The 15,608-nt window shown below is 49.9% G+C and carries 17 protein-coding genes; 8 read left to right on the top strand and 9 right to left on the bottom strand.

Annotation, left to right across the window (positions count from 1 at the left end; genetic code table 11):
- Positions 1–14: 14 nt before the first annotated feature.
- Positions 15–1,385, bottom strand: a complete 1,371-nt coding sequence (locus ACZ5ZV_RS18795; protein WP_464118746.1) for an NAD(P)H-binding protein — start codon at positions 1,383–1,385, stop codon at positions 15–17.
- A 150-nt stretch (positions 1,386–1,535) separates the two neighbouring features.
- On the opposite strand from ACZ5ZV_RS18795, the gene ACZ5ZV_RS18800 reads away from it, so the two are divergent.
- On the top strand, positions 1,536–2,015 hold the full coding sequence (locus ACZ5ZV_RS18800; protein WP_464118747.1) for an Hsp20/alpha crystallin family protein: 480 nt from the start codon (positions 1,536–1,538) through the stop codon (positions 2,013–2,015).
- 118 nt (positions 2,016–2,133) lie between these two features.
- Positions 2,134–2,613 carry a hypothetical protein gene (locus ACZ5ZV_RS18805; RefSeq protein ID WP_464118748.1) on the top strand — a complete coding sequence of 160 codons (480 nt, stop codon included), beginning with the start codon at positions 2,134–2,136 and terminating at the stop codon, positions 2,611–2,613.
- On the opposite strand, the gene ACZ5ZV_RS18810 is transcribed toward ACZ5ZV_RS18805, so the two are convergent.
- Positions 2,614–3,039 carry a VOC family protein gene (locus ACZ5ZV_RS18810; protein WP_464118749.1) on the bottom strand — a complete coding sequence of 142 codons (426 nt, stop codon included), beginning with the start codon at positions 3,037–3,039 and terminating at the stop codon, positions 2,614–2,616.
- A 110-nt stretch (positions 3,040–3,149) separates the two neighbouring features.
- On the opposite strand from ACZ5ZV_RS18810, the gene ACZ5ZV_RS18815 reads away from it, so the two are divergent.
- Positions 3,150–3,668 carry an asparaginase domain-containing protein gene (locus ACZ5ZV_RS18815; RefSeq protein ID WP_464118750.1) on the top strand — a complete coding sequence of 173 codons (519 nt, stop codon included), beginning with the start codon at positions 3,150–3,152 and terminating at the stop codon, positions 3,666–3,668.
- Between the two features lie 112 nt (positions 3,669–3,780).
- The gene (locus ACZ5ZV_RS18820) at positions 3,781–5,535 is read left to right on the top strand and encodes a hypothetical protein (protein WP_464118751.1); all 1,755 of its coding nucleotides are present in this window, start codon (positions 3,781–3,783) and stop codon (positions 5,533–5,535) included.
- Between the two features lie 3 nt (positions 5,536–5,538).
- On the opposite strand, the gene ACZ5ZV_RS18825 is transcribed toward ACZ5ZV_RS18820, so the two are convergent.
- Both ACZ5ZV_RS18825 and ACZ5ZV_RS18830 read right to left on the bottom strand, forming a co-directional pair.
- The gene (locus tag ACZ5ZV_RS18825; protein ID WP_464118752.1) at positions 5,539–6,198 is read right to left on the bottom strand and encodes an SRPBCC domain-containing protein; all 660 of its coding nucleotides are present in this window, start codon (positions 6,196–6,198) and stop codon (positions 5,539–5,541) included.
- Between the two features lie 15 nt (positions 6,199–6,213).
- Positions 6,214–6,936, bottom strand: coding sequence for a DUF4097 family beta strand repeat-containing protein (locus ACZ5ZV_RS18830; protein WP_464118753.1), 723 nt, complete (start codon positions 6,934–6,936; stop codon positions 6,214–6,216).
- Between the two features lie 157 nt (positions 6,937–7,093).
- Here ACZ5ZV_RS18830 and ACZ5ZV_RS18835 point away from each other — a divergent pair, with 157 nt between their 5' ends.
- Entirely contained in the window at positions 7,094–8,692 is a 1,599-nt protein-coding gene (locus ACZ5ZV_RS18835) for an ABC-F family ATP-binding cassette domain-containing protein (RefSeq protein WP_464118754.1), read from the top strand.
- Here the strand turns inward: ACZ5ZV_RS18835 and ACZ5ZV_RS18840 are convergent.
- Complete coding sequence (locus tag ACZ5ZV_RS18840; RefSeq protein WP_464118755.1) at positions 8,689–9,405, bottom strand: tRNA-uridine aminocarboxypropyltransferase; 717 nt, start codon at positions 9,403–9,405, stop codon at positions 8,689–8,691. The genes ACZ5ZV_RS18835 and ACZ5ZV_RS18840 overlap by 4 nt on opposite strands.
- A 208-nt stretch (positions 9,406–9,613) precedes the next feature.
- On the opposite strand from ACZ5ZV_RS18840, the gene ACZ5ZV_RS18845 reads away from it, so the two are divergent.
- Entirely contained in the window at positions 9,614–10,258 is a 645-nt protein-coding gene (locus ACZ5ZV_RS18845; RefSeq protein ID WP_464118756.1) for a L,D-transpeptidase, read from the top strand.
- 37 nt (positions 10,259–10,295) lie between these two features.
- Here the strand turns inward: ACZ5ZV_RS18845 and ACZ5ZV_RS18850 are convergent, their stop codons facing one another.
- On the bottom strand, positions 10,296–10,781 hold the full coding sequence (locus tag ACZ5ZV_RS18850) for a hypothetical protein (protein ID WP_464118757.1): 486 nt from the start codon (positions 10,779–10,781) through the stop codon (positions 10,296–10,298).
- Between the two features lie 45 nt (positions 10,782–10,826).
- A complete protein-coding gene (locus tag ACZ5ZV_RS18855; protein WP_464118758.1) occupies positions 10,827–11,198 on the bottom strand; it encodes an MGMT family protein in 372 nt (123 codons plus the stop codon).
- Between the two features lie 42 nt (positions 11,199–11,240).
- Here ACZ5ZV_RS18855 and ACZ5ZV_RS18860 point away from each other — a divergent pair, with 42 nt between their 5' ends.
- Positions 11,241–12,785, top strand: a complete 1,545-nt coding sequence (locus ACZ5ZV_RS18860; protein WP_464118759.1) for an AbgT family transporter — start codon at positions 11,241–11,243, stop codon at positions 12,783–12,785.
- Positions 12,786–12,828: 43 nt separating this feature from the next.
- Here ACZ5ZV_RS18860 and ACZ5ZV_RS18865 read toward each other — a convergent pair whose 3' ends face one another.
- A complete protein-coding gene (locus ACZ5ZV_RS18865; RefSeq protein ID WP_464118760.1) occupies positions 12,829–13,779 on the bottom strand; it encodes a PLL family lectin in 951 nt (316 codons plus the stop codon).
- A 166-nt stretch (positions 13,780–13,945) separates the two neighbouring features.
- A complete protein-coding gene (locus ACZ5ZV_RS18870) occupies positions 13,946–14,188 on the bottom strand; it encodes a TFIIB-type zinc ribbon-containing protein (protein WP_464118761.1) in 243 nt (80 codons plus the stop codon).
- Positions 14,189–14,406: 218 nt separating this feature from the next.
- Here ACZ5ZV_RS18870 and ACZ5ZV_RS18875 point away from each other — a divergent pair, with 218 nt between their 5' ends.
- Positions 14,407–15,594, top strand: coding sequence for an MFS transporter (locus ACZ5ZV_RS18875; RefSeq protein WP_464118762.1), 1,188 nt, complete (start codon positions 14,407–14,409; stop codon positions 15,592–15,594).
- Positions 15,595–15,608: the final 14 nt, after the last annotated feature.

The following is a 15,608-nucleotide window of genomic DNA, read 5'->3' on the forward strand; positions in this document are numbered from 1 at the left end:
TTCCCTTCTTTGCCTTAACGGACGGCCTGCGGTCGTTTTAGATACAGACCAAATTTATACATAACCCAAACATGAAACAACGCCTGAGTCCATCTGTACAAGAACCAAGGCATGCGGGGCTTGAACTCATGGATGGCAGCAATCACGGCTTTGCCACCCAAAATTTCCCGAAACTCCAGACGTCCACGAACTGTCTTTTGCGCCAACAGTCCGCCTCGCACATAGAAGAGCTGGCGGTGAGACCAACTTCGTTCTGGCGAGTACTCCAGAATCAGAAGGCGCAAATAAGGAAAGCTCCAACTGAAGTTCACCCAGCGCCCACTGACTTCCACTTTCATAAAGCCCGGACGCATTGTTGGCAGAAAGTCCATGTAGGCCTTGGCAACCTGGGCCGCCGTCAAACCTTCCGGAATCAAAAGGCGCTGGACCGAACGAACCTCGTAGGACCCCATCGGATTCTTCTGAAAAGCCAGGGGCTGGCGATGTTCTTCATAGCGATCAAGTGCCACTTGCAAAGCCTGTTCAATCGGCGTGAATGAATATCCCGGAATACTCAGGGCGTGCCCAGGCCGAACGGTCAGCGGAACTCGCAGCCCTTCCACCAGCGGTCGCACCAAAGCTCTTGGAGCCCCCGTCACCAGACACACCCACAAGGTGGACAGCTCCGGACTTAAAAAAGGAATTGGCACCAGGGCTCGTTTCTTACCCAGAATCCGGGCGATCATCTTCATCATATCCAGATAACTCACCACATCCGGACCGCCCAGATCGTAGGTGTGATCCGCAGTGTCCGAGGCATCAATACAATGGTGCAGGCTTCGCACCACGTCCCTTAAAGCAATCGGCTGACTTCGTGTGTGAGTCCACTTCGGGCACACCATCACCGGCAGGCGCTGCACAAGGCGCACCATCATATGGAAGGACGACCCCTCAGCCCCCAGGATCACGGCGGCTCGCAGAAGGGTTGCAGGAATTTTACTGGCTGTGAAAAGTTCTTCGACCTCATGCCGACTTTTCAGATGGCGTGACAAGGTGGGGGAATCCTCGGGATACATTCCTCCTAAATAAAGAAGCCGTTTAACCCCACACTTTTCGGCGGCCCGAACAAAGTTGTCAGCCACGATAAGATCAAAGTCTTCAAAACTTCCTTGCGTCAGTTGAGCTGAGGGTCGCATCGAGTGAACCAAATAGACAGCCACGTCACAGCCTTGCAAAGCCTTTTCAGCATCAAGCAAACTGAACAGATCACAAGAGCGCCATTCGATTCCCGGGGTGGTGCTCACCTTTGCCGAACGACTCAGAGCCACGATGTCGTGATGCCCCAGCAGTTCCTCTATCAAGGCTTTGCCGACAAAACCACTGGCGCCCGCGATTGCCACTTTCACAATTACCCCCACCCTCTAAAAATTCTATATTCTATCACATTTGTCCCAAACCCAAGTTGGTAATTAACAAAATAAAAGGACCGCCTTGACAAAGAAAAAACCGCGCACAGGTTTGTAATGTGAGAAAGAAACCAACAAAGGAGGTTTTTAATGAGACTATTAACACCTTATTGGCCAACTCGCCGAGCTACGACCAATCTTTTCGACGAAATGGATCGCTTGTTTGATAACTTCGCAGCGCCCGCCTCTTACGAGGCTTATGAACGCACACTCACTCCGGCGTGCGAGGTGTCTGAAACCCAGGATCATTATCTGTTAAGCATGGATATACCTGGATATAAAAAAGAGAATGTAAATATTGAAGTGAACGGAAATCTTCTGACAATTTCAGGAGAAAGAAAACGCGAAGAGAAAGTCGTCAGCACTTTCGCACGCAGATTCACCGTTCCCAACAGTGTTGATGGCGAAAAAATCGAAGCACATCACGAAGATGGAGTCTTAAGTATTTATCTGCCAAAAACACCGGTTGCCCAAGCCAAAAGAATCGAAATCCAATCTAAAGGGGGTTTCTTCGAGCGCTTAGGATTTAAAAAGTCCGCCGAAGATATCAAGTCTGAACCTTCCCACTAATCCTCCTCCTTCCAAAGAGGGCTTGATCCCCCGTCAAGCCCTCCTCTTTTTTAGTTTCCGGTTGCCACCCAATCAGTGAAAGCAGATACTGAAAGCTGCAACTCATTGAGGTAATCACGTGGACAAGAAAAAACTGATTGAAACAATCCGCACACAACTGGAAAACGACATCGCTGCGCTGAAAGAATCCGTCAAGGCCACGATTGATGCCGCCACTAATGAGGAAAGCAAAGCGGAAAATGAATATGACACCCGGGGATTGGAAGCGTCTTATTTGGCCCGCGGTCAGGCCAAACGCATCGCCGACATTGAAGAGGCCCTGTTGCATCTAAAGCATGTGAACTTGAAATCTTTCGGGCCGAACGATCCGATTTCCTCTTCCGCAGTCATTGAAGTCGAACACAATGGCAAAACCAGTTTCTTTCTGATTCTTGCCAAAGGTGGCGGCGTCAGTGTGTCCTTTGAGGGAAAAAACATCCAGGTGATCACACCCAACAGTCCCTTGGGTGAAGCTCTTCTGGATCAAAAAAGTGGCGGAGTGGCCGTGGTTGAAGCCGGCCCTCAGATTCGCGAATACGATATCATCAATGTCTGGTAATTAAGGCAGTTGCATTTCTCCGCGCTCGTTCAGGGGCGCCATTGGATTCCAGGCAACCTCCCACAAGAAACGGTCCGGATCCTCAAAATATCCACTGTGACCTCCCCAGAAAACATCCTGGGCGGGCTTGATGATGCGGCCGCCGGCTTTTTCCGCTTCGGCCAAAACCTTGGCCACCTCTTCGCGGGTATTCACATTGTGAGCAATACTGAATTCGCGAAAGCCGCTGCCACGGGCATCAACACCAGCGTCTTTGGCCAGCTCCACACTCGGGAACAAGGCCAAAACCACGCCTCCCGTTCGCAGAAATACAACATCTTCGTTGCTTGCCGGCGAAACATTCCACCCCAGGCCTTTTTCATAGAAGTTTCTGGATATCTCCAGATTCTGAACTCCCAAAGTGATCATCGTCAGGCGCGCTTCCATGTCTCGACCTCCACAGCTCCCCCAAAAAACTATCACAAACGCTCCGCCCAACGAACCCCTTTTCTGGCATTTCTTGCCAGTCCCGGAAAGTTGACATAGGATCGCTAACCATGGGCACACCTATTCAAGACGTTGTTATTATTACGACCGGCGGAACCATCGAAAAAACATATAATGAGTTCGATGGATCCCTGGAAAATCGCGGCACCAGTATTAAGAATCGCATTTTGTCAAAAATGCGTCTGCCATACACGAACATCTCCGTCTACCCTTTGCTCAGCAAAGATTCTTTGTACATGACGGATGAAGACCGATCGCTGATTTCCGCCACGGTTCGCGATCAAATGCAACGCGGTTGTCCGATTGTGGTTTTGCACGGAACAGACACCATGCACATTTCGGCTGAACACTGCTTTAAAGAAATCGGCACACCCAAAGTTCCGGTGGTTTTCACGGGCGCCATGATTCCCATGGGTTTTGACGACAGTGATGCCGCCCAGAATGTCACAGAGGCGTTGCTTGCCGCAAAACTTCTGCAACCGGGGTTTTACATTTCTTTCCATAACCAGGTCTTCCACGTTCCCAATGTTCGCAAGAACCGCGAAAAGGGAACTTTTGAAAGCCTCTAGAACTTCTCACATAGACCGTCTTATTTTGAGATTTCCTCTCTCAAAGCATTAAGACGGTCCGCCTATCTCCGAAAAGGAACTGTTGCACCCGTTTCGTTCCAGGAGATAACCCGTGAAGTTTATTGCCTCTGTTCTTACCATTCTCGTTTTTACAACTTCAGCTTGCACTCATCTGTCCAAGGTAAACCCCGAAAAGGCCTTCGTGGATCATCCTGTGCCGTACTCGCAAAGTCACCGGCACCCTGCCAATAACAATCTTCCGTGGTGGGCTGCCAGCGAAAAACAGGTTCAAAACGCCTACTGCCGCCGCAAGCTTCCCACAACCAGTGCCGCGATTGCCGCTTATTACAAGAACCTGCCTCTAGGTCCAGGCTTTGAAGAAGGCACCTATACAATTTCCGGTATCGAACTCCGAAATGAAAGACCTGAACTTGTGCTGGCTCTGAGCCGTCTGCTGTTCCCGGCAGACCCCGAGGAAAAAATCAAAGAAGCTCCGGCAAACTTTCAGCAGACCTTTAAGATCAGTCCTTCCTGCGACAAGGCCTTTTGTGTCGCACAAAAAATCTTTGGTCCCGAGGTGGACCCACAGATGTTATATCTGATGGATCAGTTTGATATCAACACATCCCCTTACGCCTTTATCAACGCCTCACCTTTCACGGCAGCAGAAATCGCCGATGTGATTCGCACGCTGGAGCTGGTTCATCCGAATCAGCTTCCCTTTGGCAGCAACAAAAAACTGATTCGCTTTAAGCGAGGTTACACTCGTGCGTCTTACGGCGATGATGGCGGAAACGTTGTTGCCAATGCCGCCATTGAGCTTTTCGATGCCTGGACAGAACAAAGCTCCATCATGCGCCAGTACACTCTTTACCATGAAATTGCCCACAACCATTCGGACAATCAGTTCTCGGACTATGACCGTTCGGCAAGCTGGTTGGCTATTTCCGGATGGAAGGAAAATAAGGACGGCCAATTTGAATCTTTGCGCAAAAAAGCCAAACAAGGTCACCCCTTTGTCTCTCGCTACGGTGAAACAAATCCTTTTGAGGATTTTGCCGAAAGTCTGACGGCCTATCGCTTTAATCCCTCCTGGCTGAAACAAAAGTCCCAGGACAAGTACAATCTGATCAAACTTCTTGTGCATGATGGGCTGGAGTACACCTCCAACCGGGACTGTCAGCAGGCCCCGGTGTCTAAAACCTATCAAAAAAGTATTGATCAAAATGGGGATCGTCTGACTCCGGCGGAAAAGGACTATATCCTTAAATCCTGCCGCAAACCTTTTTATGAATCGGTCCTGGGCCATATGCCCACCAGTTTCTTTGATGCTTGTGTGAACTTCGAAGCCACTTTGCTGTGGCAAAAACAGAATCAGCAACAATATCCGGATCTGGTCCAGCAGTCGCTCTTTGACCCTGCTTTGCGCGTATCAATTCTGAAATTTAAGAAAACACGCCAGGAGATTGCAGAGAAACTTCAGCCGGAAATGACAGACTGGCTTTTGAAATCCATGGAGGCCTACAGTTACCAGATGAACTCAAGCCAATCCAATGCCGAGTACTGTGATGTCTGGGCGAAGATGGAACATCGAATCTATCCCGAATTGTATTTGGAAAACAAATGGACCAGAAAAAGCCCCTTCAGTTCCCGCCAACTGAGCCCTTCCGCCGGCGCGGCCCGCGGACTGTGTCTGGATCTGGTGCAGGGTTTTGTTCCCACGGCCAAGTCAGCAAGATCTACCGTGACAAACTGGCTCAGAAAAAGCACTTATCTTTCAGACGACACCAAGGTCAGCGAGCGTGGGATCACGCGCGAATCGCTGATGACCTACATCAAAGACCGTACTCGCCTTTACGAGAAGTAATTCTTACTTGTTCTTTGGGGATTTTCTGGGCGGAGTCAGCTCCGCCAGGTCTGAAAGAATTTGCAGCCAGCGTTCTTTCAAAACCGTCTTGGTGCGTCCATCTTTGATCTTTTCATGATTGAACACCAGAATACTTTTATCTTCCCCACGTTCACCAAGATAAACCTGCAGAATGGTCGCTTTCGGCCAATCTGTATCCTGCCAGGTCATGCGCAAACGCACGCCCTCTTTCATTGTGCGGATTTCTCCGAAGACACCGTCTTCTGTTTCAAATACATTTTTGGGTTTGAACTTAAACGGCGACAACGGTTTCAGCCACACCGCCTGCCCTTGAGGGGATTCCAGAAGGTCCCACAGCTTATCGGCGCTGAGATAGAAAGTGCGCGTGGCCGCGGTCATGTACTCGCCCTTGGCATTGCGTCCCTCAAACTTGCGCCCGATATGAACTTCATAAGCCGAGGTCACGATCTGCTGCCACCATGGCTTGATCTTGTACTTCTTCCCCAGAAAGGCCACGATCTCTTTGTGGGTCATGTGGGTGGCCCCCTGAGTGTCCAGAATTTTCACCCACTGATCCCAGTTCTTTCCGGTGTGTTTGGCCACCGACTCCGCGGAAACCTTGTTCAGTTTTTCAATTGCGCCCACGGGAACTTTTTTGGCCATAAACTTATCCGCTGACTAGAGTGCTTTTTTGATATGCAGACTTCCGGCACCCGATTTCACAGACACCTTGAATTTGGAACCCGAGGTTTCACCGATCTCATTGATTAGTTTCCCTGCAGGAGAAATAAAGCTGGTGGTAAACTTGGCATCCGCTGGCATTGTTAACTCCACCAGGCCGCTGCCGGATTTCAGATCGAACTTGCCTGAAACAGGCACCACTGCGTAAGTGATCTTTGCAGTGCCAGATCCCATTTTCAGATCCACATTCCCGGCTAAAGACTTCACCGTGATTTCGCCTCTGCCACTGGAGCCTTCGAGTTCATGAACGTCAGAATCAATGCTTAGATGACCGCCGCCGATTTTGAAGTCAACATCACCCTTGGTCCCCGCAATTGTCACATCCCCTGCACCATTTTTGATTTCAAGATCGATCACTTTGGGAACCAGAATCGTAAAGTTCGTCGTGCAGTCAGACTTCTTAAAAGCACCTTTGCGATGAACTTTAATATCCAGATCCGAGCCCTTTTGTTTGAAATCCAGTGCACAAGACTTGGTAAAATCAATCTTTTCGATCGTTACGACCAGTTTGTCTTCATGCCCGCCTTCGATCTTCACAGAACCTTTGATGTTCTCCAGCTCCAAAGACCGGATAAGCTTGGCATCAAAGTCCTTTGTTTCGGTCTGAGCACCTGCAACCGATCCGGCCATCAGCAAAGCCATCATCAACATTGTTCTCATATTTCCTCCTAAACAATTCCCTAATTTAGCTCCCGAAAAAGGCCCTTTTCAAGCCAGAAACAAGAGTTTTTTTCCAAGGCCAGAGCGGTTCCCAGTAAAGGGTTGCGTTTCTCTCTGGGAACACGTACAAAAACAGCTTTCAAAAGGACCTCTGTTCATGATCAGCACATCCAATGTCAGTTTGCGTTTTGGCGGGAAAAAACTCTTTGAAGACGTGAATGTCAAATTCACTCCGGGGAATTGTTATGGACTTATCGGTGCCAATGGGGCCGGCAAATCCACGTTCCTGAAAATCCTTTCCAAGGAGATCGAGCCTAACACTGGCGAGGTTCATATTGCCTCAGACCTGAGAATTTCCATCCTGAAACAGGACCACTATGCTTATGACGAGTTCCCTGTTCTAAAAACCGTCCTGATGGGAAATGAGCGTCTGTACAAAGTCATGCAGGAAAAGGACGCCCTTTATGCTAAACCTGACTTTTCGGAAGAAGACGGGGTTCGTGCGTCTGAGCTTGAAACCGAATTTGCCGAACTAAATGGTTGGGAAGCTGAGTCCGAAGCGGCCGTCATGCTGGCTGGACTGGCCATCCCTGAAGAGCTTCACGGAAAACTGATGAAAGAACTGACCGGCGGCGAGAAGGTCAAAGTCCTCTTGGCGCAGGCCTTGTTCGGTCGTCCCGACATTCTGCTGCTGGATGAGCCGACGAATCACTTGGATATCTATGCGATTCAATGGCTTGAACAGTTCCTGGAAACCTTTGAAAACACTGTGATCGTGATTTCGCACGATCGTCATTTCCTGAATAAGGTCTGCACTCATATCGCGGATATCGACTTCGGCAAAGTGACCACATACAGCGGAAACTATGATTTCTGGCGACAGTCCAGCGAACTAAATCAACGCCTGCGCGCCGATCAGAACAAGAAGAGCGCCGAAAAAGCTGAAGAGCTTAAGGCCTTCATCGCGCGCTTCAGCGCGAATGCCTCCAAGTCCCGACAGGCCTCTTCCCGTCAGAAACAATTGGAAAAGCTTGAGTTCAATGATCTGCCCGCCTCTTCGCGCAAACAGCCGTTCATTGGCTTTGATATCAAACGCGAACTGGGTAACGACATCCTGACCGTCGACAAGATCACCAAAACCTGGGAAGGTGAAACTCTGCTAAAGAACGTCAGCTTCACTTTGAAGAAGGGCGACAAAGTCGCTTTGCTGGGAAGAAACGATCTGGCGAAAACACTTTTGCTGGAAATCCTGTCTGGCGAGATGGCAGCAGATTCCGGAACATTTAATTGGGGCATCACAACCTCCATTTCATACTTCCCAACGGACAACTCCAAATACTTCAATGGGGATGAAGAAACGTTGGTGGACTGGCTGCGCCCGTTCTCGACTGAAAAAGATGAAACGTTCTTGCGTGGATTCCTGGGTAAAATGCTTTTCAGTGGCAGTGACGCCCTGAAACAGCCCAAGGTTCTTTCCGGGGGCGAAAAAGTCCGTTGTATGTTTGCCAAGATGATGCTGGCTGGTTCTAACATTTTGATCCTGGACGGACCCACGAATCACTTGGATCTGGAAAGCATCACGGCCGTGAATGAGGGCTTAAGCCGCTTCAAGGGCACGGTGATCTTCACATCCCACGACCACGAACTGATTCAGACTGTCGCCAACCGCATTATCGAAATTGACACTTCGGTTGTATACGACAATCACATCACTTACGAAGAGTACCTGGCAGCCAAGATCAACTCGAAAGCCTAGGATTCTTTTTCCACGGGCCTTTTTCTTTCCTGGCGAGAGTTATAGGCCCCGTTCTTCTGTTCAGACATCCGCAGATAATCAAGTTGTCGTTCAACCATCAGATCAAACACTTCCAACAGATTGTCGTGCTGTCTGCAGGAGGTCTTAAATCCCCGACTGTGACCCAGGATCTCAATTGTTTGATGAATCGCCTCGATCGTTGAATAACAAAAGTCCGCGGGCTGCTTGCGCACCCGGAAGCTTGACGGTTTTGTCGGTGAAAAGCAGACCTGTGGCAAAGTCTTCAGATTCTGACTTTCGCGCATCATTTTTTTGGCCGTGGCCCAAGTGCCATCAATCACAAACACGGTCAGCTTTTTTCCCGCTGGCACCAGGTCCGTGCGCTGGCCTTCTGACATCAGGGAAAGATTCTGTGAGTCTGGCCCCGGGTACAGGATCACACAGTGCCTGTGGGGATCACAAATCAGTGCATTCACCAGTTCATTGTCAGAATAGTCCTGCCCAGAAATCAGGTAAGAGTGCTCCAAACAAAGATAAGACATTCGCCCCGTGGCAATTCTTCGGCGCATTTCAATCGGGTGAATCAGGATCACAAAGCTGATGTGGGGATCAAAACGCTGGATGTGCGGACAGTAGCACCCCTTCAGCGGTTGTATGCACACGGGGCAGTGCTGACGATAGACAGCCTGATCATGATAGTTTTTTAGTGTCACAAGAACCGCCCCCTCAACCTCGAACTGCTGGGGCATCCTTCCCCAATACGAAAAACCTCGGATTCATCAACACGACTTCCGTGTCCAAGCCTTTCCACTCTATCACAATTACCCTGTTACATGTCTTAATCTGTACTGATTTTTTTAGATTTCTGTCCCCACAAAGTACAATGAGGACAAGTACAACTCACAACGGATGAGGTGTGACATGAGAACACTAAAACAAATAACAGGCGCAATCACAGCTCTGCTATTTTTGACAGTCGGCACGGCCCAAGCAGAGCCAATAGAAAGCATGAGAAATCACGAACCCAATGTCATCGAAGAGATCAACCCCTTTGATCCCAATATCGAACAGATTCTGGAAGAATTCGATAGAATCTACGAAGAAGAAACGGGCCAACCGTCTCACCTTCCAGAAAGCTTTATTGATGAGATCATCGGCTTTGCCAATTGCTTCCGCAACAGCTGTGCCGTGTGGGCGCAGGTTGTGAAGTCCACTCAGCGCATGTACCTTTATGTCAACGGCAGTCTGCGGGGGTCTTGGTTGGTGTCGACGGGTATGTCCGGTTATACGACCCCCAATTTTGATCGACACCCGGATGGTCGTATCTATGACCGCTACTCCTCAAGAAAGTATCCGGGCGGAGACTATAAGGGGTTAGGCAATATGCCCTATGCGGTCTTTATCACCGGAGGCTTTGCTCTGCATGGCACGCCTCAAGGAAACTGGTCCAAACTGGGCACCAGAGCATCTCACGGCTGCATTCGCATGCACCCTGACAATGGTTACATTTTCAACCGCCTGGTCCGTCAGTATGGCAAATACAATGTCTGGATCACCGTGCAGTAGTTGAAAGTAAAAAGGGTCTTCGACCGAAGACCCTTTTTTAGCGACGCCCGTGATAAGTTGTGGGGATTCCCTTGGCACTCCACTTGTGGGTTTTATAAGACCCGCCAGAGCGAATTTTTTCATAAGAAAGCTCGACGTCAATCAAAGCATTAAAGTCAGCCTTCACCGCCATAAAGGCCAGACGCAACAAAGCCTCTTCACGATCCTCACAGTCCACGACCTTTAAAGCCGCTTCTTTGCGGGAAAAATTGCGGGTTTCCTTGCTTTGGTCTTTCATAAAGACGGCGATATTCTTCGCCGCTTCCATGGTTTCGTTGTAGGCCCCAAGCTCCGGAACAATCTTGGCATCATAACATGGACCACAATAAGCCCCATGAGATAGAAATTCCGGGACCTCTTTCAAGAACGAAAAGCTTCCTTCTTCTAAAAACTGCGCACACTTCTTACAGACAGGTTCTTTACAAGCTCCGCACTGAAGGGTGGCTTTCGGCTTTTGGCAGACACAGCAATTCGTATTTTCCATAGGAACAAACTAATACATTTGCCGTCCGAGTTCGACAAGATTCTATTATCGCCCTGAAAACATCACCGGCCTATTCGGGTCCTTGGGGGCGGTTTTAGGCTTTTTCCTCCATTGGAAACGCTTCATGTCAATCTGGTTGGCCCCAGAGAATTCCACCCCTTCGCTTTCAAGCAGTTTCTTTTGTTTTTTGAATTCGGCACTGCCCGGAGAAAAAGAGATCTTCCCCTTGGAATTCAAAACCCGCTGCCAGGGAAGATCATGACTCTCACTGCATGAATGAAGAAGCCATGCGACTCCCCGAGCCGCCTGTGGCTTTCCCGCCAAAGCGGCGATCTGCCCATAAGTGGCAATCTTCCCTCGTGGGATCTTCATGATAAAACTTAAAACTTTTTTTGAGAATTCCGTGGTTGCCTGCATGATGCTTCTTTAAGCTATACTTTCGTGAGGGGGAAAAGTCACATGTCGAATTCGGAAAATTCTATCGAGTCAGGTCCACTGTATAAGTTTCTGCTGAAAGTGGAAAAAGCGGGAAATGCGCTGCCACAACCTGCTCTGATGTTCTTACTTCTCACGTTCCTGGTTGTTCTGCTTTCTGCCGTTATCAGCGGTCTGGGTATTGAAGCTGTTCATCCCGTAAAGAAAGAAACAATCACCGCTGTCAACCTGCTGTCTGTGCAGGGGTTGCATATGGTGCTGACCGATATGCTTAAGAACTTTACCGGATTTGCCCCGCTGGGCACCGTACTGGTGGCAATGCTGGGATTCAGCCTGACTGAAAAAAGTGGATTGCTGGGGGCTTTGCTGCGTTTGCTGGTTTTAAAATCCCCGAAACAACTTCTGGTACCTGCGGTTCTTCTGGCAGGGATCATGTCCCACACAGCAGGGGATATCGGATATGTTTTGCTGATTCCACTTTCAGCCATGGCCTTCCATAGCGCCGGTCTTAATCCCTTGGCGGGCTTGGCCATTTGCTTTGCCGGTGTTTCCGGAGGCTTTGCCGCCAACTTTATGCTCAGTGTGGCGGACCCGGTTCTTTCCGGATTATCGCAAGAGGCCGCACGAATCATTGATCCGGCATACACTGTGACTCCGGTTGTGAACTGGTATTTCATGTCCGTGTCGTCCATCCTGATCATCGGCGTGGGAACCCTGGTCGCCAAAAAAATCACGATCCCGTTCCTGGGCGAATACAAGGGCTCTGCCGAACACACCTCCCCAGAACCTTTGAATGCCTATGAAAGAAAAGGTCTGCGCTGGGCCGGGATTGTCTTCTTTGTCTTCATCGCACTGGTCCTTCTGGGCACAGTCCCCGAGACTGGGTTTTTGCGTAATGCTCAAAACGGCTCCCTGCTAAATTCTCCTTTCCTGATGGGTATTATTCCCATGGTCTTTTTCCTGGCCGCCTTAACAGGTGTCGCTTATGGATTTGCTGCCAAGACTTTTAAATCCCAATCTGATGTGACCAATGCCATGCAGGAATCCATGGCCACCATGGCGCCTTATTTGGTCATGGTCTTTTTCGCCGCTCAGTTTATTGCGCTCTTTAATTCCTCGAACGTGGGATTGATCCTGGCTGTGAAAGGTTCAGAAGTTCTAAAAGACATGCACTTAAGCGCCATTCCTCTGATGATTGGCTTTATCATTCTGACGTGTGTGGTGGACTTGTTCCTGGGGAGCGCCTCCGCAAAGTGGGCCCTGATGGCTCCGGTCTTTGTTCCCATGTTCATGCTCCTGGGTATTGCCCCGGAACTGACTCAGGCTTCTTATCGTGTGGCGGACTCGGTGGTGAATATTATTTCTCCGTTGATGCCTTACTTCCCTCTGATTCTCGCATTCGCCAATAAGTATGACCCGAAGGCTCGCATCGGCACCTTGATTGCATTGATGCTTCCTTACTCCATCGCCTTCACCATCTTCTGGTCTTTGCTGCTCTTTGCCTGGATTTTACTGGGCTTGCCCCTGGGACCAGGAGCACAGCTGCACTTCGTGATGCCCGGTCAGTAAAAAAAAAGCTCCCCAGATAAATTTCCGGGGAGCTTTTTTATTTTCACTGTTTGTAAGAACGATACCAAACTGCGCTGTCTGTCCCCAACACAAACACCAAGGTTCTATTTTTCGCCGAAGAACTTGCATCAGGCCCCGAAGTCAGGACTCCACCCAAGGATTCCCACCCCGACCATGAACCATGGAACCACTTATGCCAAAGAGCATTGTCGGTTCCTCGCACATACACATCCAGACGACCATTTCCCCATGACGATACCCCCGGCGATGACGTCAAGACGCCACCCAAGGATTCCCAGGACGACCAACCGCCCGCATACCATAGGTGCCAAAGGGCGTTGTCTGTGCCGCGCACGAAGACGTCAATACGATTCGCTCCCCAGGACACAGCTGCGGGGTCCGATGTCAGAACACCGCCAAGCGATTCCCAACCCGACCAAGCACCGGAAGAAAACCATTTATGCCAGAGGGCATTGTCGCCACCACGAACAAAGACATCCAATCGTCCACCCGCCCAGCTTGCTGCCGCCGGACCCGAAGTCAAAAATCCGCCCAAAGAAACCCACGGTTGCCAAGCTCCATTGCGGAAGGTGCGCTGCCAAAGAGCATTGTCTCCGCCTCGCACAAACACATCGATACGATTGGAACCCCAGCAAGCGACCGCCGGTGAGGAGGTGAGATAGCCTCCCAAAGACTTCCAGGAGCCCCACGAGGTTCCATTCCAGGCACGATACCAAAGAGCATTGTCTGTACCTCGTACAAAAAGATCTGTGCGATAGCCACTACGTGAACACGAAGCCGGGTCAGAGGTTCCAACACCTCCGATGCTGGACCAGGCGGACCAACCCGGAGGTTGTGGATCATCATGTTCAGGGGTGATCGGCCCCTGAACAGATACGGGGGGTGTGATTGCATCGGTCATCACAAAAGCCTGTGCCCCTTGTGATGCGCCGAGTGCGAAAGAAATTAAAAGTAAGCCTGTTGTGACACGCATATCATCCTCCTGTGATTCGAGCGTTGGTTAAACTTTTCTTCACCGCCAAGGTAACCAATGCCGAATCAGAACAGGTAGATGATTCGTTCGCTTTGCCAAAATGCCTTGCTAAGGCTTGCTAAAGAAAGCCCTTGTGCAAAAGAGCACTGGACTCTCTAGCCTCCGTCTAGTCGAACAGTTCTTCCAGGAATGACTTCCGCTTATAGGGCTTTTGCTGATAAGGACCCGACTGAGACTGGTGATAGGAAGGCTGTTCCTTCTTTGTTTCAAATTCTTGAGAGCGTTCAATGATTTTATCCAGCTCTCCACGATCCAGCCAAATTCCACGGCACTCGGGGCAATAATCAATTTCAATTCCTTTGCGCTCGGAAATCACAAGATTCGGTTCTTTACAGGTTGGACATTTCATTCTTTACCTCCAGATCTTTTAAATAAACTACTAAAGGCTCAGTCTTTTTGAAAATCGATAATATTTAATAAAATATTCGCTTAAAACAATTAACTAAAAAGCGAATCGGATGTGAACACAAACAAACGATCCGAGACGAAGTCGCGTTCAAATTGAAAAAGGGATAAAGCAAAACCTTATCTTGCCCGTCCTGTCGGACAGGCGTAGTTATAGTTTCTATGACATCGTCTTCCTCATCTCCCCTGTCCCGAGGCTTGGTTCTTCTTCTTGCCGCAGCTGTTGGTATCACTGCTGCCAATCTTTATTATGCGCAACCCATTGTCGCCATGATCAGCCAGGCTCTGGGATTAGCACCCGAAGCAGCGGGCTTGGTCGTCACACTCACACAAGTGGGGTACGGCTTGGGGGTGTTGCTGATGGTTCCCCTGGGGGACATGCTGGAAAACCGTCGCCTTGTGATGGCGATGATCGCGTTGACGATTCTGGGACTTCTTGGGCTGGCTTTTGCAACGCAGTTGATTCCCTATTTTATCGCCGCGTTCGCCACAGGCTTGGGCGCTTCAACGGTTCAGATCATTGTTCCTTACGTAGCCCACTTCGCCCCGGAAACACGACGTGGTCAGGTTGTCGGCAGCTTGATGAGTGGCCTTATGATCGGCATTATGCTTTCCCGCCCAACATCTAGCTTGCTGACGGATCTGTTCTCGTGGCATGCGGTCTTTGTTCTGTCCGCCTTTCTGATGACTGTTTTGGGTGTCGTGCTTTATTTGGTCTTGCCCCCGCGCCCTCCCTCGAACAAAGATCTGCGCTATGGGGCTTTGTTAAAATCCATGGGGCGTCTTTATCTGACGACTCCTATTCTGCGGCGACGGGCCCTTTATCAGGCTTTTCTTTTTGGCGCCTTCAGCTTGTTCTGGACAGCCAGCCCCTTGCTGCTTGCGGGACCCGACTTCAATATGTCCCAGACGGCCATTGCCGTTTTTGCTTTAGTGGGCGTGTCGGGCGCCATTGCCGCGCCCTTAGCAGGCTGGGCGGCTGACAAAGGCTGGAGTCAAAAAGCCACAAAAGCGGCGATGCTGATTTCCGCAGGATCTTTTTTGTTGAGTCATATTTTTACTGCCGGTTCACAGGCGGCCTTGGCCGCCCTGGTGGTTTCGGCCATTCTGCTGGATGCTGGAATCACCGCGAATCTGGTTTTGGGTCAACGGGCGATCTTCTCTTTGCAGGCTGAATATCGCAGTCGCCTGAATGGGCTGTTTATCGCAACCATTTTTGTTGGCGGCGCTATTGGTTCGACACTTGGAGCCTGGGCTTATGCCCATGGCGGCTGGAATCTGACATCATGGGTGGGCTTTGCAATGCCCACTCTGGCTTTCCTGGTGTTCCTGACAGAGAAAAAGAACTAAGTCAGACCCAAAAG

It is taken from the genome of Bdellovibrio sp. HAGR004 (assembly GCF_055397015.1).

Bases quoted from the DNA above. Each gene is read 5' to 3' on its own strand.
- ACZ5ZV_RS18800 (WP_464118747.1), top strand. From the start codon at position 1,536: ATGAGACTATTAACACCTTATTGGCCAACTCGCCGAGCTACGACCAAT.
- ACZ5ZV_RS18810 (WP_464118749.1), bottom strand. From the start codon at position 3,039: ATGGAAGCGCGCCTGACGATGATCACTTTGGGAGTTCAGAATCTGGAG.
- ACZ5ZV_RS18815 (WP_464118750.1), top strand. From the start codon at position 3,150: ATGGGCACACCTATTCAAGACGTTGTTATTATTACGACCGGCGGAACC.
- ACZ5ZV_RS18825 (WP_464118752.1), bottom strand. From the start codon at position 6,198: ATGGCCAAAAAAGTTCCCGTGGGCGCAATTGAAAAACTGAACAAGGTT.
- ACZ5ZV_RS18830 (WP_464118753.1), bottom strand. From the start codon at position 6,936: ATGAGAACAATGTTGATGATGGCTTTGCTGATGGCCGGATCGGTTGCA.
- ACZ5ZV_RS18835 (WP_464118754.1), top strand. From the start codon at position 7,094: ATGATCAGCACATCCAATGTCAGTTTGCGTTTTGGCGGGAAAAAACTC.
- ACZ5ZV_RS18845 (WP_464118756.1), top strand. From the start codon at position 9,614: ATGAGAACACTAAAACAAATAACAGGCGCAATCACAGCTCTGCTATTT.
- ACZ5ZV_RS18850 (WP_464118757.1), bottom strand. From the start codon at position 10,781: ATGGAAAATACGAATTGCTGTGTCTGCCAAAAGCCGAAAGCCACCCTT.
- ACZ5ZV_RS18855 (WP_464118758.1), bottom strand. From the start codon at position 11,198: ATGCAGGCAACCACGGAATTCTCAAAAAAAGTTTTAAGTTTTATCATG.
- ACZ5ZV_RS18860 (WP_464118759.1), top strand. From the start codon at position 11,241: ATGTCGAATTCGGAAAATTCTATCGAGTCAGGTCCACTGTATAAGTTT.
- ACZ5ZV_RS18865 (WP_464118760.1), bottom strand. From the start codon at position 13,779: ATGCGTGTCACAACAGGCTTACTTTTAATTTCTTTCGCACTCGGCGCA.
- ACZ5ZV_RS18870 (WP_464118761.1), bottom strand. From the start codon at position 14,188: ATGAAATGTCCAACCTGTAAAGAACCGAATCTTGTGATTTCCGAGCGC.
- ACZ5ZV_RS18875 (WP_464118762.1), top strand. From the start codon at position 14,407: ATGACATCGTCTTCCTCATCTCCCCTGTCCCGAGGCTTGGTTCTTCTT.